This is a genomic window from Rhodococcus opacus, assembly GCF_012396235.1.
Classification (GTDB): domain Bacteria; phylum Actinomycetota; class Actinomycetes; order Mycobacteriales; family Mycobacteriaceae; genus Rhodococcus_F; species Rhodococcus_F opacus.
In genome coordinates this window covers 1-1603 of the sequence record NZ_JAAXPA010000100.1, presented here as the reverse complement: position 1 = coordinate 1603, position 1603 = coordinate 1, and the positions used below count along the sequence as shown (strand labels likewise).

The following is a 1603-nucleotide window of genomic DNA, read 5'->3' as shown; positions in this document are numbered from 1 at the left end:
GCGGTCATAGGGGGATGTTCCCATGCTTCTTGGGCGGGAGGGTGACCATTTTGCGTTCGAGTAGGCGCAGGGCGGCCACGATCTGTCCGCGGGTGTGGGACGGGGGGATGACGGCGTCGACGTAGCCGCGTTCGGCGGCGACGTACGGGTTGACGAGGGTGTCTTCGTATTCCTGTTGCAGTTGCAGGCGCAGCGCGTCGACGTCGTCGCCGTTCTTGGCGGCTTCGAGGAGGCGTTTGCGGTAGACGAAGCCGACGGCGCCGGAGGCGCCCATGACGGCGATCTGGGCGGTGGGCCAGGCGAGGTTGACGTCGGCGCCCATGTGCTTGGAGCCCATCACGTCGTAGGCGCCGCCGTAGGCCTTGCGGGTGATGACGGTGATCTTCCCGACGGTGGCCTCCCCGTAGGCGTAGAGGAGTTTCGCGCCGCGGCGGATGATGCCGTTGTATTCCTGGTCGGTGCCGGGCAGGAAGCCGGGGACGTCGACGAGGGTGATGATGGGGACGTTGAACGCGTCGCAGGTGCGCACGAAGCGGGCGGCTTTTTCGGAGGCGTCGATGTCGAGGCAGCCGGCGAACACGGTGGGCTGGTTCGCGACGATCCCGACGGAGCGGCCGTCGACGCGGCCGAAGCCGACGACGATGTTGCCGGCGCGTTCGGCCTGGACCTCGAGGAATTCGTCGTCGTCGAGGATGCGGCGGATGACCTCGTGCATGTCGTAGGGCTGGTTCGCCGAGTCGGGGATGAGGGTGTCGAGTTCGAGGTCCTCGGCGGTGAGGGAGTCGTCGATGGACCCGGTGATCGGGTCGGTGGGCAGCATCCGGGGGGCCGCGGCCTGATTGTTGCTGGGCAGGTAGGACAGCAGGTCCTTGACGTAGTCGAGGGCGTCTTGTTCGCCGGAGGCGACGTAGTGGGCGACGCCGGATTTGACCATGTGGGTGTGGGCGCCGCCGAGGTCTTCCATGGTGACGTCTTCGCCGGTGACGGTTTTGATGACGTCGGGGCCGGTGACGAACATCTGGGAGGTCTGGTCGACCATGACGACGAAGTCGGTCAGGGCGGGGGAGTAGACGTGGCCGCCGGCGGCGGGGCCCATGATCAGGGAGATCTGCGGGATGACGCCGGAGGCCTGGACGTTGCGGTGGAAGATTTCGCCGTAGAGGCCGAGGGAGACGACGCCTTCCTGGATGCGGGCGCCGGCGCCTTCGTTGATGCCGATCAGGGGGCGCCCGGTTTTGAGGGCGAGGTCCATGACCTTGACGATTTTTTCGCCGTAGATTTCGCCGAGGGAGCCGCCGAAGACGGTGGCGTCCTGGGAGAACACGCAGACGTCGCGGCCGTCGACGGTGCCGTAGCCGGTGACGACGCCGTCGCCGACGGGGCGGTTGTCGGCGAGGCCGAAGTTCACCGAGCGGTGCCGGGCGAGGGCGTCGAGTTCGACGAAGCTGCCGTCGTCGAGCAGGGCGGTGATGCGTTCGCGGGCGGTGAGCTTGCCCTTGGCGTGGACCTTCTCGACCGCGGCGTCACCGCTGGGGTGCTGCGCTTCGGCCTGACGATTACGCAGGTCGGCGAGCTTTCCCGCCGTCGTGTGAATATCGGGCGT

1 protein-coding gene is annotated in these 1603 nt (G+C 67.4%); it reads right to left on the bottom strand.

Going from position 1 to position 1603, the window contains the following annotated elements; translation table 11 throughout:
- Positions 1 to 4: 4 nt before the first annotated feature.
- A partial coding sequence (locus tag HGB39_RS38035) for an acyl-CoA carboxylase subunit beta (RefSeq protein ID WP_206033999.1) occupies positions 5 to 1603 on the bottom strand: 1599 nt, incomplete at its 5' end.